Annotated in this window: 20 protein-coding genes; 16 read left to right on the plus strand and 4 right to left on the minus strand. The window is 70.7% G+C overall.

The genetic code is table 11. The features are described from left to right. The first annotated feature begins 221 nt into the window (after positions 1 to 221). The 7 genes from WMF36_RS34645 (at position 222) to WMF36_RS34675 (ending at position 8,322) form a co-directional block, all read left to right on the plus strand. Positions 222 to 1,079 carry a response regulator gene (locus tag WMF36_RS34645; protein WP_437575078.1) on the plus strand — a complete coding sequence of 286 codons (858 nt, stop codon included), beginning with the start codon at positions 222 to 224 and terminating at the stop codon, positions 1,077 to 1,079. Between the two features lie 147 nt (positions 1,080 to 1,226). Beyond that, complete coding sequence (locus tag WMF36_RS34650; protein ID WP_437575079.1) at positions 1,227 to 1,922, plus strand: succinate dehydrogenase cytochrome b subunit; 696 nt, start codon at positions 1,227 to 1,229, stop codon at positions 1,920 to 1,922. A gap of 19 nt (positions 1,923 to 1,941) precedes the next feature. Beyond that, positions 1,942 to 3,855, plus strand: coding sequence for a fumarate reductase/succinate dehydrogenase flavoprotein subunit (locus tag WMF36_RS34655; protein ID WP_437575080.1), 1,914 nt, complete (start codon positions 1,942 to 1,944; stop codon positions 3,853 to 3,855). Further along, entirely contained in the window at positions 3,855 to 4,628 is a 774-nt protein-coding gene (locus WMF36_RS34660) for a succinate dehydrogenase/fumarate reductase iron-sulfur subunit (RefSeq protein ID WP_437575081.1), read from the plus strand. The genes WMF36_RS34655 and WMF36_RS34660 overlap by 1 nt, the downstream gene beginning before the upstream one ends. Positions 4,629 to 5,803: 1,175 nt before the next feature. Continuing rightward, positions 5,804 to 6,586: a DUF5995 family protein gene (locus WMF36_RS34665; protein ID WP_437575082.1), complete on the plus strand. Its 783-nt coding sequence runs from the start codon at positions 5,804 to 5,806 to the stop codon at positions 6,584 to 6,586. Positions 6,587 to 6,634: 48 nt separating this feature from the next. Beyond that, positions 6,635 to 7,669 carry a protein-methionine-sulfoxide reductase catalytic subunit MsrP gene (msrP, locus tag WMF36_RS34670; protein WP_437575083.1) on the plus strand — a complete coding sequence of 345 codons (1,035 nt, stop codon included), beginning with the start codon at positions 6,635 to 6,637 and terminating at the stop codon, positions 7,667 to 7,669. A gap of 2 nt (positions 7,670 to 7,671) precedes the next feature. Beyond that, positions 7,672 to 8,322, plus strand: coding sequence for a protein-methionine-sulfoxide reductase heme-binding subunit MsrQ (locus WMF36_RS34675; RefSeq protein ID WP_437575084.1), 651 nt, complete (start codon positions 7,672 to 7,674; stop codon positions 8,320 to 8,322). Positions 8,323 to 8,352: 30 nt separating this feature from the next. On the opposite strand, the gene WMF36_RS34680 is transcribed toward WMF36_RS34675, so the two are convergent. Continuing rightward, entirely contained in the window at positions 8,353 to 8,943 is a 591-nt protein-coding gene (locus WMF36_RS34680; protein WP_437575085.1) for a DUF420 domain-containing protein, read from the minus strand. A gap of 177 nt (positions 8,944 to 9,120) precedes the next feature. Continuing rightward, positions 9,121 to 10,539 carry a glutathione-disulfide reductase gene (gene gor / locus WMF36_RS34685; RefSeq protein WP_437575086.1) on the minus strand — a complete coding sequence of 473 codons (1,419 nt, stop codon included), beginning with the start codon at positions 10,537 to 10,539 and terminating at the stop codon, positions 9,121 to 9,123. Between the two features lie 157 nt (positions 10,540 to 10,696). Here gor and WMF36_RS34690 point away from each other — a divergent pair, with 157 nt between their 5' ends. The 6 genes from WMF36_RS34690 (at position 10,697) to WMF36_RS34715 (ending at position 16,090) form a co-directional block, all read left to right on the plus strand. After that, complete coding sequence (locus tag WMF36_RS34690) at positions 10,697 to 11,740, plus strand: lysylphosphatidylglycerol synthase domain-containing protein (protein ID WP_437575087.1); 1,044 nt, start codon at positions 10,697 to 10,699, stop codon at positions 11,738 to 11,740. A gap of 312 nt (positions 11,741 to 12,052) precedes the next feature. Beyond that, positions 12,053 to 12,850, plus strand: coding sequence for an acyltransferase (locus WMF36_RS34695; RefSeq protein ID WP_437575088.1), 798 nt, complete (start codon positions 12,053 to 12,055; stop codon positions 12,848 to 12,850). Between the two features lie 14 nt (positions 12,851 to 12,864). Then, entirely contained in the window at positions 12,865 to 13,095 is a 231-nt protein-coding gene (locus tag WMF36_RS34700; protein WP_437575089.1) for an acyl carrier protein, read from the plus strand. Then, positions 13,092 to 14,267, plus strand: coding sequence for a hypothetical protein (locus tag WMF36_RS34705; protein ID WP_437575090.1), 1,176 nt, complete (start codon positions 13,092 to 13,094; stop codon positions 14,265 to 14,267). Before WMF36_RS34700 ends, WMF36_RS34705 begins: the two co-directional genes overlap by 4 nt. A gap of 49 nt (positions 14,268 to 14,316) precedes the next feature. Beyond that, entirely contained in the window at positions 14,317 to 15,276 is a 960-nt protein-coding gene (locus WMF36_RS34710) for a GNAT family N-acetyltransferase (RefSeq protein WP_437575091.1), read from the plus strand. Positions 15,277 to 15,394: 118 nt separating this feature from the next. Next, complete coding sequence (locus WMF36_RS34715; RefSeq protein ID WP_437575092.1) at positions 15,395 to 16,090, plus strand: pirin family protein; 696 nt, start codon at positions 15,395 to 15,397, stop codon at positions 16,088 to 16,090. Positions 16,091 to 16,254: 164 nt separating this feature from the next. On the opposite strand, the gene WMF36_RS34720 is transcribed toward WMF36_RS34715, so the two are convergent. Beyond that, positions 16,255 to 16,890 (minus strand): FMN-binding negative transcriptional regulator, encoded by a 636-nt coding sequence (locus tag WMF36_RS34720; RefSeq protein WP_437575093.1) that lies wholly within the window; start codon positions 16,888 to 16,890, stop codon positions 16,255 to 16,257. Between the two features lie 117 nt (positions 16,891 to 17,007). On the opposite strand from WMF36_RS34720, the gene WMF36_RS34725 reads away from it, so the two are divergent. The 3 genes from WMF36_RS34725 to WMF36_RS34735 all read left to right on the plus strand — a co-directional run bounded on the left by WMF36_RS34725 (position 17,008) and on the right by WMF36_RS34735 (position 20,235). Continuing rightward, on the plus strand, positions 17,008 to 17,487 hold the full coding sequence (locus WMF36_RS34725) for a hemerythrin domain-containing protein (RefSeq protein WP_437575094.1): 480 nt from the start codon (positions 17,008 to 17,010) through the stop codon (positions 17,485 to 17,487). A gap of 460 nt (positions 17,488 to 17,947) precedes the next feature. Then, positions 17,948 to 18,592: a hypothetical protein gene (locus WMF36_RS34730; protein ID WP_437575095.1), complete on the plus strand. Its 645-nt coding sequence runs from the start codon at positions 17,948 to 17,950 to the stop codon at positions 18,590 to 18,592. Positions 18,593 to 18,648: 56 nt separating this feature from the next. Continuing rightward, a complete protein-coding gene (locus WMF36_RS34735; protein WP_437575096.1) occupies positions 18,649 to 20,235 on the plus strand; it encodes a S8 family peptidase in 1,587 nt (528 codons plus the stop codon). Between the two features lie 2 nt (positions 20,236 to 20,237). Here WMF36_RS34735 and WMF36_RS34740 read toward each other — a convergent pair whose 3' ends face one another. Next, positions 20,238 to 20,663, minus strand: a complete 426-nt coding sequence (locus WMF36_RS34740; protein WP_437575097.1) for an STAS/SEC14 domain-containing protein — start codon at positions 20,661 to 20,663, stop codon at positions 20,238 to 20,240. Positions 20,664 to 20,812 lie beyond the last annotated feature (149 nt).

Genomic DNA, 20,812 nt, shown 5'->3' on the forward strand with positions numbered 1-20,812 from the left:
TGTCAAAGGAGGACTGTGTCAACGCCGCTTCGACTTCCGTTTCGCTGGAATACCGGTTCTATTGGACTGTAGGCGAACTTTGGACAGCTGGTAGAGATTCGGAGGGGGCTCCGCCGGGTGGATCGACATCCGCCGCGACCGACGCGGTCGTCGCGCGATCACCGCGGCGCCGGACGGCGCGGCGGCGCGGCACCCCCTGTAGACCCGAGGAGGAGGCATCAGTGAGCCAGGCCCGACCCCATGTGCTGGTGGTAGACGCCGAGAAGAGGATCCTCGACAGGCTAGCGGTCGAGCTCAGCGACGGCGGCTTCGACGTCACGTGCGCCGAGAGCGGGCTCGCCGCGCTCGAGCTCGTCAAGGCGCGCCGGTTCGACCTCGCGGTCGCCGACGTGAGGGCGCCCGGCATGGAGGGCGCCGGGACCATCGCCGCCCTCAAGGCGATCAGCCCGGACCTCGAGATCATCGTCGGCGCCCCGTGCTCGAGCGCGCAGGCCGCCGTGGAGTGCATGAAGAGCGGCGCGTACGACATCCTCGAGAAGCCGTACGACATCGAGGACATGAAGCGGCTGCTCGGGGCGGCGATGCTGCGCACCCACCTCGACGCCGTGGCGGCCGTCCACCAGGCGAGCGCCGCCCTGGTCGCCTCGCTCTCGCGCGACGACTTCCCCGAGCGGGCCGTGGATCTCGCGGCGAAGGTGGTCTATACGACCGGCGCCGCGCTCTCCCTCGCGCTCGATCACGGGGTCGCGCTCTACCAGGCGGCGTCCGGCGCCGAGGTGCCTGCAGCGTTCATCGCGCGGCTCACCGGCCAGGTCGAGGGCGCGCTCGGCCCCGTCCGCCTGTCCGCGGACGACGCGCCCGACCTGCTCTGCACCGCGGAGGGCGATCGCTTCGGCGCCGCCATCGTGGCGCCGCTCCGCCTGGGCGAGAGCTCGTTCGGCGGCCTCGTGGTGCTCCGCGACGAGCACCTGCCGGCGTTCACCAGCCAGGAAGAGCAGGCCATCGGCATCTTCGCGATCGCGCTCGCGCTCGCGTTTTATGGGCACAAGGTACGGCGCGCGGGCCCCCGCGCCGCCTGACGCTGACGCTCGCCCCCGCGCCGCGACGGCGCGGGCAGCGCGCTTCGCTCGGCCGAGATCTGCGGCCGACGCCCGCAAATTCTGCGGTGAGCGGGCTCGAGATTCCCTCTGGCTAACGCGTTCGCGCCCCACTAAAGGAGGGGAGCGATGAGCCCCACTGCTGCCCCATCGACTCTCCCCACCAGGGCCCAGCGCGTCGCGCTCTTCTACCGGGATCTCGTCGGCAAGAAGTTCGCGATGGCGCTGAGCGGCGTCGTCTTCTTCGGCTTCGTGATCGGCCACATGGCCGGCAACCTGCAGGTCTTCCTCGGCCGGCAGAAGTTCAACGACTATGCAGCCTTCCTCCACGGGACCCCCTCGCTGCTCTGGGGGACGCGGCTGGTCCTCCTCGCCGCCCTCGTCGTCCACGTCTACACGGGCGTATCGCTCGCGCAGCACAGCCGCGCTGCCCGGCCGATCCGCTACCAGGTGAAGGGGCAGAGGCACCCGAACCTCGCCGCGCGCACGATGCTGCTGAGCGGCGGCGTCCTCGCCGCCTTCATCCTCTATCACCTGCTCCACCTGACGACGGGCACCGTGCACCCCGACTTCGTGCCGCTCGACGCCTACGACAACGTCGTGAAGGGCTTCAGCTCGGCGCCGGTGGCGATTGCCTACATGGTGGCGATGGGCCTGCTCGCGCTGCACCTCTACCACGGCGCGTGGAGCATGTTCCAGTCGATGGGCCTCAGCCACCCGCGCTACACGCCGGCGCTCAAGAAGTTCGCGGCCGCGTCGTCGATCCTGCTCGCCGTCGGCTTCTCGTCCATCCCGTTGGCCGTCCTGTTCGGCCTCGTCCGCTGAGCCCGGAGCGTCCGTCACCATGCAGCTCAATGCGAAGATCCCCGAAGGTCCCATCGAAAAGATGTGGGACCAGCACCGCTTCAACCTGAAGCTCGTCAACCCGGCGAACAAGCGGAAGTACACGATCCTCGTCGTCGGCACCGGCCTCGCCGGCGGCGCGGCGAGCGCGACGCTGGCCGAGCTCGGCTACAACGTGAAGAGCTTCTGCTTCCAGGACTCTCCGCGCCGCGCCCACAGCATCGCCGCGCAGGGCGGCATCAACGCCGCGAAGAACTACCAGAACGACGGCGACAGCATCTACCGCCTCTTCTACGACACCGTGAAGGGCGGCGACTACCGCGCGCGCGAGGCCAACGTATACCGGCTCGCGCAGATCAGCGTGAACATCATCGACCAGTGCGCCGCGCAGGGCGTGCCGTTCGCGCGCGAGTACGGCGGCGTGCTCGCGAACCGCTCCTTCGGCGGCGCGCAGGTATCGCGGACGTTCTACGCGCGCGGGCAGACGGGGCAGCAGCTCCTCCTCGGCGCCTACCAGGCGCTCGAGCGGCAGATCGGCCTCGGCAAGGTGAAGATGTACCCGCGCACCGAGATGCTCGACCTCATCGTGGTCGACGGCAAGGCGCGCGGCCTCGTCACCCGCGACCTGATCACGGGGGCGCTCGAGACGCACCTCGGCGACGCGGTCGTCCTCGCCTCGGGCGGCTACGGGAACGTGTTCTTCCTCTCGACGAACGCGAAGGGGTCGAACGCCACCGCCATCTGGCGGGCGCACAAGCGGGGCGCGCTCTTCGCCAACCCCTGCTTCACCCAGATCCACCCGACGTGCATCCCCGTCTCGGGCGAGTACCAGTCGAAGCTGACGCTCATGAGCGAGTCGCTCCGGAACGACGGCCGCATCTGGGTGCCCACGAACCCGGGCGACACCCGCGCGCCGGAGCTCATCCCCGAAGGCGAGCGCGACTACTACCTCGAGCGCCGCTATCCGAGCTTCGGCAACCTCGTGCCGCGCGACGTCGCGTCGCGCGCGGCGAAGGCGGTCTGCGACGAGGGCCGCGGCGTGGGGCCGACGCGGCTCGGCGTGTACCTCGACTTCTCGGACGCCATCCGGCGCCTCGGCAAGCCGGCCATCGCCGAGCGCTACGGCAACCTCTTCGACATGTACGAGCGCATCACCGGCGACGACCCGTACGCCGTCCCCATGCGCATCTACCCGGCCATCCACTACACGATGGGCGGGCTCTGGGTCGACTACAACCTCATGAGCACGATCCCCGGCATGTACGTGCTCGGCGAGGCGAACTTCTCCGACCACGGCGCGAACCGCCTCGGGGCGAGCGCGCTGATGCAGGGCCTGGCCGACGGCTACTTCGTCATCCCCTACACCATCGGCGACTACCTCGCGTCGACGAAGCTCGAGCGGGTCGACGACCTCCACCCCGCCGTGAGGGACGCCGAGCGCGACGCGGGCGCCCGGCTGAACAAGCTGCTCGCCGCGAACGGCTCGCGCACGGCCGACTCGTTCCACCGCGAGCTCGGCAAGATCATGTGGGAGCAGTGCGGGATGGCGCGCAGCGCGGCCGGGCTGAAGGGCGCGCTCGCGCGGATCCCGGAGCTCCGGGAGCAGTTCCACCGCGACGTCCGCGTCTCGGGCACGAGCACCGGCCTGAACCAGGAGCTCGAGAAGGCGGCGCGCGTCGCCGACTTCTTCGAGCTGGCGGAGCTCATGTGTCGCGACGCCCTCCACCGTGAGGAGTCGTGCGGCGGGCACTTCCGCGAGGAGCACCAGACCCCCGAGGGCGAGGCGAAGCGCGACGACGACGCCTTCAGCTATGTCGCCGCCTGGGGATGGCGAGGCGAAGGTCAGGCGCAGGAGCTCTACAAGGAGCCGCTCCAGTTCAACGAGGTTCACCTAACGCAGCGGAGTTACAAATAATGCGCCTCACCCTCCATGTCTGGCGGCAGAAGGGCAAGTACGAAGCGGGCCGGTTCGTCACGTACGATGTGCCTGACGTCAGCGAGCACATGTCCTTCCTCGAGATGCTCGATGTGCTCAATCAACGGCTCATCCTCAAGGGTGAGGAGCCGATCGCGTTCGATCACGACTGTCGCGAGGGCATCTGCGGCATGTGTGGCTTCATGATCAACGGCCAGGCGCACGGCCCCCTCCGTGGGACGACCGTGTGTCAGCTGCACATGCGTCACTATAAGGACGGCGATGTGCTGTGGCTCGAGCCGTGGCGGGCCCAGGCCTTCCCCGTCGTGAGCGACCTCGCGGTGGACCGCAGCGCGTTCGACCGCATCATCGCGGCGGGCGGCTACGTCTCGGTGCCGACCGGCAGCGCGCCGGACGCGAACGCCATCCCCGTGCCGAAGCCGATCGCCGAGCGCTCCATGGACGCGGCGGCGTGCATCGGCTGCGGCGCCTGTGTCGCATCGTGTCCGAACGCGTCGGCCTCGCTCTTCACCGCGGCGAAGCTCACGCACCTGAACATCCTGCCGCAGGGCCAGCCGGAGCGCGATCAGCGGAGCCTCGACATGGTGGGCCAGATGCGCGTCGAGAACTTCGGCCACTGCACGAACGTCGGCGAGTGCGAGGCGGTCTGCCCGAAGGAGATCCCGCTCGACGTGATCGCGCAGATGAACCGCGATTACCTGCGCGCGACGCTGGGCTACCGCGACGTGCAGACCAAGGCCGGCACCGGCTGAGGCTCGGCCGCGCCGCCCCGCCGGCCTCGACCGAAGGCCGGCGCTCTCCTTCTCCTCCTCGACAGCGAAGACCCTCCCCGCGCACGCCGTGAACGGCGGCGCGCGCCGTCGCGGCCATCCCGCCCGCACAGGCGGGGCTGCGCCCCCGGCGCCGCCGCAGCGCGCTCCGCCCGCCGAGCGCCGAACGCCGGGGGCGGCCCCCTCTTCCCGGCGGTGACGCGCAGCCCTCCGGGTCATCGCCGCCGTACGGCCGGCCCCCGGTGCCTGAGAGGCGCAGGCTGCAGGGTTTCGGCGCGAGGATCACCCGAGCACCGCCCCGCGGCATGACAGGCGAGCCCTGGCGTCGCCGTGTACGCCGGCGCGGCCACACCGCCCCCCCACCGCCGTGACATAAAAGCGACCTCACCCGGTATTTCCGCACTATTTTTCACGGGAAACGCAAAGACTGCACCTCCCCTGTGGAAAGCGGACCAGGAGTTTCCTGAGCGGCGACTCAGGGACTTCCTAAACATTCTTCACATCTTCAGCTCAAGCCGTACAGCCAACATCGGATAAACACTCGGCATGTTTCGAGAACATCTCCTCGCGACTTGCGCCCACGCGAGTGGGGGGTTTCCGAGATCGACGAACCTCCGCTTCAGTAGCAGCGCAACCCGGAAGATGCCGTGGTGCGCTCCCGCGCAACAAAGAAACGTGTCAGGGTCAACTGCCGCTTGTTCGAGCTCGATAGTTAGAATAACTTCGAAGCTGTCCCGAACGGGATCAGGGCTCATAAGACAATTGTGGTCACCCCACACGATGTCGTAGACTAGGTTCAACTTAGAGCGCCGCAGCGAGGGGGGGCATCCCGCCGCGAGCGCATCTAGATCGCATCGAGTCATCGCTCTTCTGCGGGGGGCCGGTCATGGGGAGGGCCGGCAGTAGGAGAAGCAAGGGCAACATCCGCGGCGACCTTTCTCCCGGCGGGTCTCTAGATCCGCTTTCGACATGGGAACTATGCGCATCGGGGCGCAGATCAGCGCGACCGGGTCCGGGCGGACCGCCGGACGGCGCCTCTGCTGCGCCGTTCGTGCTGCGTGCCGGCGATCCGGCCGGCGCGAGCGAGGCGGTCGGATGCGGAAGTTCGAACATCAGATCAGGTCTCTTTGACGAGCGAAGAAGTAGGAGGGGACTTCATGAGCAGCTGCATCGACGGCCTTAATCTGCATCCAACGAGCGTCCACGATGCTGCCGTTGTTCTCGACACCGTGACGGATCGCCTCATCGCCGCGGGCGATCGGCGGGCGGCGTTCACCGACGTCTACGGTATCGTCACGCGCGCTGTCGCGGCGCAGGTGGAGCGGCGCGATGGCATGTTCCTCGAGCCGGCGTGGATCTCCCGCCTCGCCGGCCGGTTCTGCGAGCGGTACCTCGAGACGTTCCGCTGGTACGAGCGGGGCGCGGCGCAGGACTGCGGCGCCTGGCACATCGCGTACGCGAGCACGGCATCGCGGTTCACGCCTCCCGTGCAGAACGCCCTGCTCGGCTTCAGCGCCCACATCAACTACGACCTGGTCTTCGGGATCCACGCGACGATCGTCGAGTTCGGGCACGGCGGCGATCCGAGGATGCTCGCGCGGCTCAAGCACGATCACGATGAGGTCAATACGCTCCTCCGCCGCGCGGTCACCGAGGCGCTCGAGCGCCTCGCCACCCGGCACGGCTGCCCCCTGAGCGCGATCTTCCGCGACACCGCCCCGGAGCTCGCGATCTGGGTGTCGATGGAGATGCTCTCGCGCTGGCGCGAGCGCGTCTGGGCCGACGTGCTGGCCCTGCTCGCGGCGCACGGCCCGATCGAGCGGGCGGCGGTCGCCCGCGGCGTGGAGCAGCGCTCCGCGCGCATCGGGCGGATGCTCGCGCTGCCCTCGCTCCACCAGGCGCCCGGCGTCGCGCTCCGCCTCCTGTCAAGGGCCGCGTGATCGCGTGCCGGTCCGCAACCGGAGCCCCGTCCGATCGTAGAATGGGGCATGAGCAAGCTGCCCAAGGAGCCGCCCGCCAGCGAGATCACCCCTCCAGCGCTCTACCTGCGGCGGCGCGAGCTCCTGAAGAACGCCGCGCTCTTCGCCGGCACCGCGTCGGCCCTGGGCGGCGGCCTCGTCTGGCTCACGGGCGGCGAGGCCGGCGTGGCGGACGCCGGCGCCCCCGGCGGCGAGGCCGCGCCGCTCGCCAGCGCGCCCCCACCGCCGGCCGGCGCGCCGCCGCTCCTCGGGACGAGCGCGGCGAGCGCGAGGACCCCGTTCGTCACCGACGAGGCGCGGACCGACTACGAGGCCATCGTTTCGTACAACAATTTCTACGAGCTCGGCCTGAGCAAATCGGAGCCGGCCAGGAACGCCGGCCGGCTCCGGCTGCGCCCCTGGGCCGTCGCGTGCGAGGGAGAGCTCAAGAAGCCCGAGGTCATCGACCTCGACACCCTGCTCAGGTGGTTTCCCCTGGAGGAGCGCGTCTATCGCATGCGCTGCGTCGAGGCGTGGTCGATGGTGATCCCCTGGCTCGGGTTCCCGCTCGCCCCGCTGCTCAGGCGCCTCGAGCCGACCTCCCGCGCCCGGTACGTCCAGTTCACCACGCTGCTCGATCCGGAGCAGCTGCCCGGCCAGCGGAGCGACGTCCTCGACTGGCCTTACGTCGAGGGGCTCCGGCTCGACGAGGCGATGCACCCGCTCACGATGCTGGCCGTGGGCCTCTACGGCAAATCGTTGCTCGGCCAGAACGGAGCGCCGATTCGCCTGGTGGTCCCGTGGAAATACGGGTTCAAGGGGGGCAAATCGATCGTCCGCATCCAGCTCACGGAGCGTCAGCCGCGGACGACGTGGAGCCAGGCCACGCCGGACGAGTATGGGTTCTATGCCAACGTGAACCCCGCGGTGGCTCACCCGCGCTGGAGCCAGGCCACCGAGCGGAGGATCGGTGAGCTGCGCCGCCGCCCCACGCTGCCGTTCAACGGCTACGCGGAGGAGGTCGCCGGTCTTTACGCCGGCATGGACCTGCGGGAGAGCTTCTGACGATGGGCTCCCCCGCGAGGCCGATGTCGCCGCCGGGCGCCCTCTCGCCGGCTGCCCGGAAGCTGCCCTGGCTCGCGCCGGCGGTCGTCACCGGCGGGCTGATCCCGCTGGCCGTGCTCGGCCTGCGCGCCGGGGCCGGGGCGCTCGGCCCGAACGCCGTCGCCGAGGCGCTGAACCAGCTCGGCCTCCTCGCGCTCGTGCTGCTCGTCGCCTCCCTGGCGGCGACGCCGCTCAAGCTCGTCTCGGGCTGGACGTTTCCGCTGCGTATCCGCAAGGCGCTCGGGCTGCTCGCCTTCTTCTACGCGTGCGCGCACTTCCTGACCTATGCGGTCGTCGATCAGGGGCTCGACGCCCGCGCCGTCATCGAGGACATCACCGAGCGCCCGTTCATCCTCGCCGGCTTCGTCGCGCTCCTGCTGCTCGCCCCGCTCGCGGCGACGTCGACCGCGCGCATGCTGAAGCGCCTCGGCGCCGCGCGCTGGAAGCGCCTGCACAGCCTCGCGTATGTCGCCGCCGTCCTCGGGGTCGTGCACTTCTTCCTCCGCGTGAAGAAGGACACGACGGAGCCGATGATCTACGCGGCGCTGCTCGCCCTGCTCTTCGCCGTGCGCATCGCGAGCGCCGCCCTGCGCAGACGCGCGGCCTCGCGCTGAGCCCCGGCGGGCTCCCGCGCAGCGTGAAGCTCACGGCACCGCCGGCGGGCTCCCGCGCAGCATGAAATAGATGAGCACGCCCGTCACCGACACGTAGAGCCAGAGCGGCAGCGTCACCCGCGCGACCCGGGCGTGCTTCGCGAAGTTCGCCTTGTAGGCGAAGTAGAACGACGTCAGCGCGAGCGGCACGATGCCGGCCGAGAGCACGATGTGCGAGATGAGGACGGCGAAGTAGACGGCGCGCAGCGGCCCGGTGCCCTGGTACTTCGTGTCCCCGTGGACGAAGTGGTAGGCGAGGTAGCCGACGAGGAACAGCGACGAGGCGACGAACGCCGAGACCATCAGGTACTTGTGCACGACGATCGCGCGGCGCTTGATCGCGATCCAGCCCGCGACGAGCAGCGTGGCGGCCGTCGCGTTCAGCGCGGCGTTCAGCGGGGGCATGAAGCGGAGATCCGCGCCGCCCGCGCCGCGCCGGATGATGAGGATGTAGGCGAGGAACGCCAGCGCGGCCGCGGAGAGCACGGCATTGAAGACGTAGAACGATCGATCGCTGGTGCGGGCGAGCAGGCCGACCGGCTTCAGGGGGGTCGAGGCGTGTGTCGACATCGCGCGGTCCATACCAGAGGAGCGCGCCGAGCGCGAACGCGAGCGGGCGAGCCGGAGCGAGCGGACGGCGGTGAATGAAGGTCGGCGGAAGCGGACGGACGCCGGCTGCAGCCGACCGATGCCGTCGCAAGCGGACGGGCGCGATCGCGCGGGCGCCGGGCGGAGCCAGCAGCCCGGCGCCCGCGCGGGCTACGCGGAGCTCGGCGCGATCCCCATCGGCGGGCTGCGATCTGCGTTCCGCAGCGGCTCGCGCATGGTCACGAACTCCTCGGCCGCGGTCGGGTGGACGCCGATCGTCGCGTCGAACTGCGCCTTGGTCGCGCCGCACTTCAGCGCGACGGCGAACCCCTGGATGATCTCGCCGGCGTCGGGCCCGACCATGTGGATGCCGAGCACCCGGTCGGTCATGCGATCGACGACCAGCTTCATCATCGTCTTCTCCTCGCGCCCGGAGAGGGTGTGCTTGAGCGCGCGGAAGATCGAGAGGTAGACGGCGACGTCGTGGTGCTCGCGCGCCTGCGCCTCGCTCAGTCCGACGGTGCCGACGTTCGGCTGGCTGAACACGGCGGTCGGGATGCCGGCGTAGTCCACGCGCGCGCTCTCGCCGCGGAAGAGCCGCTTCGCCAGCGCCATCGCCTCGGCGATGGCGACCGGCGTGAGCTGCACGCGCGAGATCACGTCGCCGATCGCGTAGATGGACGGGACCGCCGTCTGGAATGCGTCGTCCACCACGACCGCGCCGTCCTCGTCGAGCGCCACCCCGACCTCCTCGAGGCCGAGCCCCTTCGTCTTCGGCAGGCGCCCTGTCGCGTACAGCACGCAGTCGGCCGCGAGCTCGGTGCCGTCGGCGAGCGCCGCGCACAGCGCGTCGCCGCGCCGCTCGATGTTCTCGACGCTCGCGCCCAGGCGGAGATCCAGGCCCTTCTTCTGGATCTCGGTGGCGAGGAACGCCCGGATGTCGTCGTCGAAGCCGCGCAGCAGGTGCATGCCGCGGTGGATCAGCGACACCTTGGCCCCGAGCCCGTGCAGGATCCCGGCGAGCTCGACCGCGATGTAGCCGCCCCCCACGATGACCGCCCGCCGCGGCATGGTCTTGAAGTGGAACGCGTCGTCGGAGGTGATCGCGAGCTCGCGCCCGGGCAGGTCGGGGATCCAGGGATAGCTGCCTGTCGCGACGAGGATCCGCTCGGCGGTGATCCTGGCGCCGTCGATCTCGACGGCGTGCGGGTCCACGACCCTGGCCTGGCCCCGGCGGATGTCGGCGCCCGAGTTCTTCAGGAGCCGCTCGTAGACGCCGTTCAGGCGCTCGATCTCCTTGTTCTTGTTGCGGAGGAACGTCGGCCAATCGAACGTCGGGCCGGCCTGCCCGTCCCCGCCGTGGCCGGGCACCGACCAGCCGTAGCCCGCGGCGTCCTCGAAGTCCTCGGTGTAGTGCGAGGCGTAGACGAGGAGCTTCTTCGGGATGCACCCCAGGTTGACGCAGGTGCCGCCGAGGTGATGCGACTCGGCGACGGCGACCCGGGCGCCGTAGGAAGCGGACATGCGGGCTGCGCGCACGCCGCCGGAGCCGGCGCCGATGACGAAGAGATCGTAATCGTACTTGGACATGGCGGACGACTATGCCTCATGCGGGGCGCCGTCGCTGCGCAGCGTGCGCGCCCCCGGGGAACCAGGGGTGGCATGTGCCCTCGAGGCCGGGGGCGGCGCGCTTCCGGGCGCCGCTCCTCTGGGCCACCCCGGCGGGGATTCTGCTACGGTCCCGCCGTTGCGCTCCTCGACCCACACCGGATCTTTCGCCGAGGCCCCGCCGCCGCGCGACGGCGACCTGCCTGAGCGGCGCGCGCCGGGCCTCTGGGGGCGCGCGCGCCGTGCCCTGCCCTTCGCGCTGGCGGTCGCGCTCGTCGCGTTCGTCCTCGGCCGCCTCGACTTCGACGCCTTCCGCGCCGCCCTCGCGCGCGTCGATGCCCCGCTCTTCGGCGCCTTCGCCGCCCTCTTCATCCTCGCGCTCCTCGGCGCCGACACGTTCGCGACCGTCCTCGTCTACCGCCGCCTGATCGCCCCCGTCGCCTTCCGCGACTTCTTCGTGCTCCGCGGCGCCTCCTACCTTCCGTCGCTGCTCAACCACCACGTGGGCCAGGCGTTCATCACGGTCTTCCTCGCGCGCGCGCACGCCGTGCCGCTCGCGCGCGCCGCCGGCGCGACGCTCGTCGTCTATGCGTCGTGGCTCGGCTGCCTCCTCCTCCTCGGCGCGGTGGCCGTCCCCGCGAACGGCGGGCCGCTCGCCGGGTCCGCCCTGCTCCTCGGCGCGGGCGTGCTCTACCTCGCGCTCCTCGCGCTGCGCCCCGCCCGGCTCGCCCGCACGAAGCTCCTCGCCCCGCTCTTCGAGGCGGGCGTGCGCGGCCACCTTATCGCCCTCGCCGCGCGCATGCCGCACCTCCTCGTCCTGTTCGCCGGCACCTGGCTCCCCTTCTGGTTCTTCGGCGTGCGCATCCCCCTCGGGGCCGCCTTGACGTACATCCCCATCCTGATGGTGGTGGTGACGCTCCCCCTCACCCCGCAGGGCTTCGGCACGCGCGACGTGCTCGCCGCCGCGCTCCTCGAGGGCTTCGCGGCCGGCGTCACGCGCGAAGAGCGCCTGGCCGCCATCGCCGCCACCACGACGACATGGGCGGTGGCGCTCACCCTCGTCGAGGCCGCGCTCGGCCTGGTCCTGCTCCGGGGCGTTTTGCCCCATATGGAGGCGAAGGTCCCCACTGCCGCCGCCCGAGCGGGCGCTGCCCCAACGGGCGCGCAACGAGAGCCGGCCTGACGCGGCTTCACGCGGCCTGTCGCCCCGGTGTTGTCACGGTATTTGCTAGTACTTGTGGAGTACGAGTGACGGGTACGCGGCTTGCCATCCGATTGGATTTCAATTGTAGTTCAATTGCAATATGATGGTAATCCGAGGGTACTCCGATGGTGACTGGAGCCCGGGGAAGCACCGATAGAGCGGCTGGGAGAACGATCGACGGGACCAGCTTCGAGGTATAGTCTCCGGTCCCCTGCCGTATCTTTCGTCCTTCTTGCCGGGCGCCCCCGCTGGACATCGCTGCTCCGGCCAGGCTGCGCAGAGCGACCCTCCATGAAGAACCTCTATCGTTTCCTTGCCTCCTCCGATCACAGCGTCGCCCGCGCCGTGCGCGACGTGCGCCGGCAGGTCCGCGGCTTCACCCTGCCCGCGCCGCGGCCGATCGTGGTCCCGATGCGCATGGCGTTCGAGGCGGCGCGCGAGGCGTACTACTTCGGTGCTCGTGTGCTCGTCTGCGAGCCGCACTTCAAGTCGCACTGCGCCCGGTACGGCAAGGGCGTCCGGACGGGGAACTTCATTCACTACATCCAGGGGCGGGGCGACATCGTCCTTGGCGACGATGTGGTGCTCGACGGCAAGATCAACATCGTCTTCGCCGCGCGGTTCTCCGACCGCCCGACCTTGCGGATCGGCGACAACACCGGCATCGGTCACGACTGCAGGATCATCGTCGGCAAGTCGGTCTCCATCGGCAAGCACTGCCGGATCGCCGGGAGCGTCTACATCCTCGACTCGAGCGGCCACCCCAGCGACCCGGAGGCCCGGAAGCGCGGCCTGCCTCCGGCGGACAACGAGGTGCGGCCTGTCGTCATCGAGGACAACGTCTGGCTCGGCGCCCGGTCGATGATCTTCCCGGGGGTCACGATCGGCGAGGGCAGCGTGGTGTCGGCGGGCGCCATCGTGATGGCCGATGTCCCACCGTACACCGTCGTCGCTGGCAACCCGGCCCGACGGGTGGCATCCCTGCGGACCGAGTCGCCGCCGGCCGAGCCCGGGGCGGTCCGCGCCGGTGTGAGGAGCAACGGCGCGGACGACGCGGGGAGGCGCTCGCTCGAAGGCGGCGCATCTTAACCCTGGAGCTTGTCATGGCGATTGAGATGGAGAAGGTGATCGATGTCATCGTCACGGTCGGCAGCCTGCCGGCCGCGATCAAGCCCGATGACGACATCTACGACGCGGGGTTCTCCTCGATCCGCGCGCTCCAGCTGCTCACCGAGCTGGAGGACACGTTCAACGTGACGCTCCCCGACGACCGGTTCAGCGTCGCCCGCACGCCGCGCGCGCTGAGCGACCTCATCCAGGAGCGTGCCTCGTGAGGAAGACCGTCACCGTCGAGCTCGCGACGCCCGCGACCGAGATGGCGCAGGAGGAGATCCCGAAGCAGGTCGCCTTCCTCTCGAAGGAGATCTCGAACATCCGCTTCGTCCGCGACGGCGCCGCGCTGGAGTTCGAGGCCCCCGAGCAGAGCGCGGCCGATCTCGCGCGCGCGGCCGAGCAGCTCGCGCGCACCATGCAACGCAGCCTGCGCTCGCTCACGCGGAAGCTCGTGTACCGCAGCCCGGCGTGCGACCGGGTGGAGTTCCGCGGCGGCGCGCTCCCCGCCGGGATCACGCAGATGGGCCAGGGCCAGGTCGCCCTCGAGGGCATCCCGCTGCGGCTCTACCGCTACTTCGATCGCACGCTGGAGGCGCTCGGCGCGCCGTTCTCGCCGAGCCCGATCCTCGTGCCGACGTTGATCCCGGCCGCGACGCTGGCGAAGTGCGATTATTTCCGCTCGTTTCCCCACATCGTCACGTTCACGTGCCACCTGCCGGAGGACATGCCGCGCATCGAGGATTTCCGGGCGAGGCACCAGGACCGGGAGACGCTCGACGAGCGCGCGCTGAGCGACATGGCGCCGCCGGAGGTGTGCCTCTCGCCGGCGGTCTGTTACCACGTGTACGCGGCGAACCGGGACCGCGTGCTGCCGGCGGGCGGCGCGCGCTACGCCCTCGTGGGCCGCTGCTTCCGCTACGAGTCGAGCAAGATGGTCGACCTCCGGCGCCTCTGGGAGTTCACGATGCGCGAGATCGTCTTCCTCGGGTCGCGCGAGAGCGTCCTCGGGCTGCGCGAGCAAGGGAACGAGCTCGTGGCGCGCTACCTCGACGAGCACAGGCTCGCGGGCGAGATCCGGACGGCGAGCGATCCGTTCTTCATCGCCCCGGACGCGGCCGCCAAGACCTACTTCCAGATCAGCAGCGAGACGAAGTACGAGATCTCGCTGATGCTCCCGGAGGACGAGCGGGTGGCGGCCGGGTCGCTGAACTACCACACCGACTTCTTCGGCCGCGCGTTCAGCTGCGAGGTCGAGGGCGCGGGCCCGATGCACAGCGTGTGCATCGCGTTCGGCCTGGAGCGGTGGGTCTACGCGTTCCTCGCCCAGCACGGCAACGACCCGGCCGGCTGGCCCGACGTCGTGCGGCGCGCCCCGGAGATGAGCGGCCTGTAGCGCGGCGCTCGGGTTCCGTTTCCCGGGTGATTCTGCGAGGCTCGCGGTCATGCAGCTCGAGCACGTCGACCCGATGGCCGCGGCGGAGGAGGCCAGCCTGGTCCTGCGCGAGGCGTGGCCGCCGCCGGCCCTCCACTACACGGCCGACTACCTGCGGTGGCAGCTCGGCTTCCCCGGCCCGGCGCCGCGGGCCGTGCTCGCGCGCGAGGGCGGCGAGCCGGCCGGCTTCATCGGCGCCGCGCCGCGCCGCTTCCGCTTCGGCGGCGCCGTGTCGGCGGGGTACGTGCTCTCGTTCGTGAGCGTGCGCCCGAAGTTCCAGCGGCAGGGGCTGGCGAGCCGGCTGTACAGCGAGCTCCTGGCCGGCCTCCGCGCGTCCGGCTTGCCGATCGTCGTGTTCGTGGAGGCGCGATCCGCGCCCGCCCAGCGCGTGCTCTTCAAGGCGGTCGAGGCGGCCGAGCTCAAGCTGAAGCGGCTGGCCACGTGCCAGAACCACGGCTTCGTCCCCCGGGCGAGCGCCGCGCCGACGCGGGCCGTGGCCAGGCCGGCGGGGGCCGTGGACGACGTGCTCGCGGCGATCGCGGCGTGCGGCGACGAGCGCGTGCTCTGGTCGGCGCCCGACGCGGCGCAGCTCGAGCACAGCCTGCGCGATCCGCGGTCGCGCAGGCTGCTGCTCGTCGAGGAGGCCGGCCGGTCGGTCGGCGCCGCGGCGGTGTTCCTGTCCGAGATCGCGACCGCCCGGGGGATCGACCGGGTGGCGACGCTCGACGCGCTCTTCCTGCCCGAGCCGACCGCCGACCGGCTCGCGGCGGTGCTGCGCGCGGCCTCCGAGGCCTTCGCCGGGCAGGCCACCGCGCCGGTGGTGAGCGCGCCGAACCTGGCGATCGTCCCCCAGGACCAGCTCAGGCCGGCCGGCGCGCGCGCGACGGAGGCGACCTTCGACGCCTTCGTCGTGCACCCGGGGGACGGGCCGTGGCTGGACGCCGAGGTGACCAACCTCGAGGTCGTCTGACGCACCGGCGCGGCCGGGGATCCATCTGCGATCCAGATGGGATCCATGAGTGGAATGCCGATTCACAAGATGGATCGGTGGACGCATGCTGATGGGCATGGCAAACACCACTTCTTCGATGCAACTCCGCCGTTCCGGCGAGCGCGGCTATGCCGATCACGGGTGGCTGCAGTCATTCCACACGTTCTCGTTCGCCAACTACCAGGACCCGGACCACATGGGCTTCCGTGCGCTGCGGGTGATCAACGACGATCGCGTCGCGCCGGCGCGAGGGTTCGGGTCGCACCCGCACCAGAACATGGAGATCCTCACCTATGTTCTCGAGGGGGAGCTCGCGCACCGGGACAGTATGGGGAACGGGTCGATCATCCGCCCTGGCGAGGTCCAGCGCATGTCGGCGGGCACGGGCGTGTTCCACAGCGAGATGAACGCCTCGAAGACGGGCGTGACCCACCTGCTGCAGATCTGGATCCTGCCGGACCGGCCCGGGTATCCGCCGGGCTACGAGCAGAAGGCGTTCTCGGACGAGGAGCGCCAGGGCAAGCTGCGGCTCGTCGCCTCGCAGGACGGGCGCGATGGATCGGTGACGGTCCACCAGGACGTGAGCCTGTTCGCGGGCACCTTCGGACAGGGGGAAGAGGCGCGGTACGAGCTCGCGGCCGGGCGGAACGCCTGGGTCCACGTGGCGCGCGGGAGCGTGGAGCTGAACGGGACGCTGCTCGAGGCCGGCGACGCGGCCGCGATCGGCGCGGGCGGGGCGCTCCACCTGGTCGGGAAGGACGCGGGCGAGGTGCTGCTGTTCGACCTCGCCTGAAGGGCCGGGTTCGCCATCTCGGCCCGCGCGATCTCACCGGGGCTCGCCCTGGCGGAGATCGCGGCCACGGCCCTCGGCGTGCCAGGAGAGATCTGCAATCCGAGTAAGGATCTCCCTGTGTCAGACAGGCACCTCGCAGGCGGAGGCCCAGCCCGCCGATCGCCTCATCGGTCCTCGCGCCTCGCCGTCATCAGACGCACCATGTCGAGATCATCCGGGCTCCCGCGCTCGCCGAGCGCGCGGGCGACGCGCGCCTGGTCGGCGGGCGAGCGGTTCTGGCTCAGCTTGAGCTTGCCTTCGAGGCGGTCGATCTCGATGGTGAGCCCCACGATCCCCCGGAGGAGGTTCTCGTGGAGCTCGCGGTCGAGCTCGCTCGTGCTCCATGGCTCGGCCGCGCCGCGCTCATGGATGCCGGCGAGGTCGTCGAGCAGCCGAGTCAGATCGTCGCGGCTCATCGGCCCAGCGGCGCGCCCGTGGGCGTGCACCACGGCGTAATTCCAGGTCGGCACCTGCTTGCTCGGCTGCTCGTACCATCGCGGCGAGACATACCCGTGCGGCCCGGAGAACACAGCGACGATCGGCCTGCCGTCGGTCGCCACCCGCCAGATGCGGTTCGCCCGCGCGACGTGGGCGCGGAGCCGCCCAGAGGGCCCGGCGTCGCGATCGAGCACGAACGGCAGGTGCGCGATCTCGATGCCGCCCTGATCATCCGGCGCCATGAGGCAGCCGAAGCTATATCTCTCGACGAGATCGAGCAGCCGATCGCGATCAGTCTCCTGGAATGCCTCGGGCGAGTACATGCCAGGAGCTTACACCCGCTCCGCCGCGCGCAGCGCCGGGATGAGCGCCGCCCGGCGCGGCTCCCGTGCGGCCGCCCAGCTTGCTCGCGGGGCGGCGCCCGCTACATAGAAGCCCCTATGGACGCCATCGATCTCCTCGAACGCCACCACCGCGAGCTCGAACAGCAGTTCTCCGGCCTGAAGGAGGCCTCTTCCGTCTCCTCTGAGCAGTTTTCCTCGGCCGCCGACCTCCTCGCCACACACATCACGATCGAGGAACAGCACTTCTACCCCGCCGTCCGGGCCCGTCGCACCGAGGATATCCTCCTCGAGTCGCTGGAGGAGCACCTGTCCCTCAAGCGCGTGCTGGCCGATCTCGTGGCGCTCGACACGACGGATGAGAAGTTCGGGCCCAAGCTCCACGTGCTGGCCGAGCAGCTCGAGCATCACCACAAGGAGGAGGAAGAGCACCTGTTTCCCAAGGTCAAGAAGCTCCTCGACGACGGCGCGCGCGAGGAGCTAGGGCAGACGATGCAGGCGAGGATGAGCGAGCTGCGGCAGGGGGAGCCCCGCAAGCTCGTCCTGGCCCAGACCGACGAGGCGGCGCCCCTCGCCTGAGCCACACGCTATCCGTCCAGCGCCCGCCCGGCGGCGCTGGACGGGACGCACCGCCCTCCTGCGAGCCTCCCGGCCGCCACGATGGTCGCGACGGGTGTTGAAGACGACACCCCGGCGCAACGCCCCCGTGCCAAAGCCTTCTGTAAAAAACGTGAGCTTCCGCGAGCGCACGAGCACACTAAAAGTAAATATGTTCGAGGTGCACGCGAAAATTCGTAAGATCTAATACGATTTTTGTAGAATGGATTCCCGTACGGTTGTTATTGTACCCTACAGCGAGTCTTGCGGCAGGGGTCCGAGATGGCAGCGGGTGCGATGCATGCTGCGAAGAAACCGGTGGAGAGGGCCTGATGCCAGGCGCCGGCGGCTCGGCGCAGCGCGCGCGAGCGAGCGGCGCTGGCGCTCGCCGGTGCGGGCGAGCGCTGGACGGCGCGGACGGGGAAACTTCGAAGGAGGTAGGATGACGCCTCGACCTGTACTCTCGATTGACACGTCCTTCGATCCGGACAGCGCCTGGTTCGCGTCGGGTCGCACGCAGCTCTATGGGCGCATGGGAGAGCAGTTCTCCATCGTACCCTTCGGACGCGCGAGCGCGGAGCGGAGGAGGATCCTCCGCCAGATCGCGCGGGCCGAGGGCGGGGGCAATCCCTTCCGTGGGATCGTTGTGTCGTCCCACGGCAGGACGAGCTGCGTTGTGGACGACGAGTCGCCCGATGGCCTCCTGATATCGCATGAGAGCCCGGCGCAGGAGATCGAGCTCTGGGCGCGGGGCCGCGTTCTGTATTTCTGCTGTGGCGAGACGGCGAGCGGACCGCTGTTCGACCAGCTCCTCGACGCGGGCGCGCGAACGGTGGTCGGCTTCACCGGCAGGCTCTGCGCCACGACCGTCGACGGCAAGTTCTTCTGGCGGCAGCTCGATCAGGAGCTTGTGACCTGCGCGCTGCACGACCAGCTGGCGCCGGGCTTCGAGCGGGCAAGGCAGCAGTTCCTGGAGCGCGTCGCGACGCGGCTCGCGGCGCTCCCCGACGGAGCGGTCCGGGAAGACCTCTCGAGGACGATGGACCTGCTCGCGTCGATGGTGATCCGAGGCGCCAAGAAGGGGTAGCACCGCGCCGCCCACGCTCGTCTCCAGTCGCGCGGTCCGGTAGATCCAGGAGAGCGATGCGACGCAAGCCATCTATCCTGCTCTCCTCGGCGGCGCTCCTCCTCGGGGCCGCCGCGACCGGCGACGCCCTCGCCAGCCCGCGCCCGGCCGCGAGCGGCTCGGCGAGGACTCCCTCGTTCCTGGACGGCGGGCGCCGCGTCGCCGTCGAGCGGCTCGGGCCGGCCGCGCTGGGCGCGTCGGGCGGCGCGCTTTCCCCGGTGCGGCTCCACTACCCCGGCGGCCGCACGGTCCAGGCGAGCGTGGGCGCGACCGCGATCGTGAAGGTCGACCCGGGCGCCGAGGGCGAGCTCGCCGGCGCGGGACTCGAGGTGGTGAGGCCGCTGATGCGCTCGATCGGGCTATGGCTCGTCAGGGACACCGGCGGCGGCGACGGCCTCGATCTCGCCGAGCGCCTCCAGGGCGCGGCGCGGCCGGCCTTCCTGCGCGAGGCGATCCCGGACCTCCACGTGCGCCTCGAGGCGCGCGGCGCGCCGTTCACGCCGGACGACCCGCGCCTGTCAGGACAGTGGTACTTCGCCGACCTCAGGATGGAAGAGGCCTGGGGGCGCACGCGGGGAGACGCGGCCACCTCCATCGTCGTCATCGACACCGGCTGCGACCTCGATCACCCCGACCTCGCCTCGAAGATGGATCCGGGCCTGGACGTCATCGATGGAGACGACGACCCCACCTACAAGCCGGGCGCAGCGGGCGTGAACCACGGGACCGCCTGCGCGGGCCTCGTCGCCGCCGACACCGACAACGGCGTCGGCATCGCGGGCGGCTGCCCCGAATGCAGGCTGCGGTGCGTGCGGCTGCTCGACGACGAGGCGCAGCCGATCTCCACCTCGGTCGACGCCTTCGAGTTCGCCCTGCAGGTGAACGCCGCCGTCGTCTCCAACAGCTGGGGATACGCCGAGCCGATGCCCGTCCCCCGGGTGGTCGAGGACGCGATCCACCGCCTGTTCGACGCCGGGCGCGACGGGAAGGGGGCGCTCGTCCTCTTCGCCGCCGGCAACGACGACCGGGAGATCCTCGACGACGAGATCCAGGCGGTGCGGGGCGTCCTCAACGTGGGCGCGGTCAACCACCTGGAAGAGGAGACGTCGTTCACGAACCGCGGGCGCTCTCTCGATCTCGTCGCGCCCACCGGGACGCTGAGCACCGATATCGCCGGGCGCGAGGGGGACAGCCCGGACGACTACACGTCGCTGTTCGGGGGCACCTCGTCGGCGTGCCCGGTCGCGGCCGGCGTCGCCGGGCTGCTCGTGAGCGCCGCGCCCGAGCGGACCTCGGTCGAGCTCTACGACATCCTGATCCGCACGGCGCGGCCGGCGCCGTACGCCATTCCCGACGAGAACGGGCACGATCCCATCTTCGGACACGGGATCATCGACCCGGTCGCGGCGCTCAGGGAGGTGCTCGGGGACGAGCCGCCACCGCCGCCGCCGGACGAAGGCGGCGACGACGAGCAGGCCGGCTGCGCGTGCGCGGCGGCCGGCGCGCCCCCGGTCGAGCGGCGCGGCCTCGCGGTCGCGGCGCTCCTCGGCCTCGCCGCGGCGGGGCGCCGGCGGCGCGCGGCAGGCGCGCGCCGCGGTGGGTGACGTCATGCGACCGGCCGCCGCCTGGCGCGGACGGCGTGCCGCTGCGCGAGGAGCCACGCGCGCGCCTCGGCCTCCGTATCGAAGAAGTGCACCGGATAGGACTGCTGCGTGAGGATCTGCACGCTCTTCGCCGCGAGCGTGGAGATGACGCGCACGGCGAAGCTCGCGCCGAAGATCGCGATCGCGTCGAAGCGCACGGCGCGCATCTCGCTCGCCATCACCTTGCGCGCCGACGGTGAGATGGTGCCGGTGCGGTGCGTATCGCAGAGCACGAGGACCTCCCGGCCGCTGTCCGAGAGGCGCTTGCACTCGGCGGCGATCGCGCGCGCCATCTCGTCCGACAGGTCGCCCTCGACCACGGTGCACAGGAACCCCTCCGGATCCTCGCGGAGAGAGAGGCTCGCGTGCTCGGGACCAGCGTCGCTCATGCGGACCATGGTAGCTTCTCGCGGGGAGCACGGGACCGGCTTTCCACGACGGTCAGCGCGGTCGACGCTCGGCCGCGGGAGCCCCTCTGCCGCGGCGGACGGGCCGGCTCGGCCGGGCGCCTCCGCGCGATCACGGCGCTCCTCGCCGG

The organism is Sorangium sp. So ce887 (assembly GCF_051521455.1).
Lineage (GTDB): Bacteria > Myxococcota_A > Polyangia > Polyangiales > Polyangiaceae > Sorangium.

What these genes read in the sequence shown, in the direction of transcription:
- msrP (WP_437575083.1), top strand. Translation starts at nt 6,635, where the DNA reads ATGAGCAAGCTGCCCAAGGAGCCGCCCGCCAGCGAGATCACCCCTCCA.
- WMF36_RS34720 (WP_437575093.1), bottom strand. Translation starts at nt 16,890, where the DNA reads ATGTACTCGCCCGAGGCATTCCAGGAGACTGATCGCGATCGGCTGCTC.
- WMF36_RS34735 (WP_437575096.1), top strand. Translation starts at nt 18,649, where the DNA reads ATGCGACGCAAGCCATCTATCCTGCTCTCCTCGGCGGCGCTCCTCCTC.
- WMF36_RS34655 (WP_437575080.1), top strand. Translation starts at nt 1,942, where the DNA reads ATGCAGCTCAATGCGAAGATCCCCGAAGGTCCCATCGAAAAGATGTGG.
- WMF36_RS34665 (WP_437575082.1), top strand. Translation starts at nt 5,804, where the DNA reads ATGAGCAGCTGCATCGACGGCCTTAATCTGCATCCAACGAGCGTCCAC.
- WMF36_RS34675 (WP_437575084.1), top strand. Translation starts at nt 7,672, where the DNA reads ATGGGCTCCCCCGCGAGGCCGATGTCGCCGCCGGGCGCCCTCTCGCCG.
- WMF36_RS34725 (WP_437575094.1), top strand. Translation starts at nt 17,008, where the DNA reads ATGGACGCCATCGATCTCCTCGAACGCCACCACCGCGAGCTCGAACAG.
- WMF36_RS34680 (WP_437575085.1), bottom strand. Translation starts at nt 8,943, where the DNA reads ATGGACCGCGCGATGTCGACACACGCCTCGACCCCCCTGAAGCCGGTC.
- WMF36_RS34715 (WP_437575092.1), top strand. Translation starts at nt 15,395, where the DNA reads ATGCAACTCCGCCGTTCCGGCGAGCGCGGCTATGCCGATCACGGGTGG.
- WMF36_RS34710 (WP_437575091.1), top strand. Translation starts at nt 14,317, where the DNA reads ATGCAGCTCGAGCACGTCGACCCGATGGCCGCGGCGGAGGAGGCCAGC.
- WMF36_RS34650 (WP_437575079.1), top strand. Translation starts at nt 1,227, where the DNA reads ATGAGCCCCACTGCTGCCCCATCGACTCTCCCCACCAGGGCCCAGCGC.
- WMF36_RS34730 (WP_437575095.1), top strand. Translation starts at nt 17,948, where the DNA reads ATGACGCCTCGACCTGTACTCTCGATTGACACGTCCTTCGATCCGGAC.
- WMF36_RS34740 (WP_437575097.1), bottom strand. Translation starts at nt 20,663, where the DNA reads ATGAGCGACGCTGGTCCCGAGCACGCGAGCCTCTCTCTCCGCGAGGAT.
- WMF36_RS34700 (WP_437575089.1), top strand. Translation starts at nt 12,865, where the DNA reads ATGGCGATTGAGATGGAGAAGGTGATCGATGTCATCGTCACGGTCGGC.
- WMF36_RS34660 (WP_437575081.1), top strand. Translation starts at nt 3,855, where the DNA reads ATGCGCCTCACCCTCCATGTCTGGCGGCAGAAGGGCAAGTACGAAGCG.
- WMF36_RS34695 (WP_437575088.1), top strand. Translation starts at nt 12,053, where the DNA reads ATGAAGAACCTCTATCGTTTCCTTGCCTCCTCCGATCACAGCGTCGCC.
- gor (WP_437575086.1), bottom strand. Translation starts at nt 10,539, where the DNA reads ATGTCCAAGTACGATTACGATCTCTTCGTCATCGGCGCCGGCTCCGGC.